Source organism: Bradyrhizobium sp. Ken01 (genome assembly GCF_055807355.1).
Genome location: NZ_JBVVPC010000192.1, coordinates 1 through 280 on the forward strand (window position 1 = coordinate 1; position 280 = coordinate 280).

Below are 280 nucleotides of genomic sequence, written 5' to 3' on the forward strand. Positions count from 1 at the left end.
CGCTGTTCTTTGCCGCAACCGGGCTGGCTTCGGTCGCGCTTTTCTGGGCACTGCATCCTTACGGTGAGGCGCCGCTGGTCGGGGCTTCCGGTGCGATATCAGGCATGATGGGGGCTGCGGCGCGTTTTGGCTTCCGCACCGATCGTTCGGCCGGCAAAGCCGCCTTCGCCGGCCCGGTGCTGCCGATCGCATTCGTGTTGCGCTTACGCGGTGTCGTGATTTTCCTTGCCATGTGGATGGTCATCAATCTCGCCACCGGCCTGCTCGGTTTTGCCCCGGG

1 protein-coding gene is annotated in these 280 nt (G+C 64.6%); it reads left to right on the forward strand.

All coding sequences use genetic code 11. The features are described 5' to 3' along the window. On the forward strand, window positions 1-280 hold a 280-nt coding region (locus AC0L3S_RS39310), incomplete at both ends, for a rhomboid family intramembrane serine protease (RefSeq protein ID WP_473285338.1).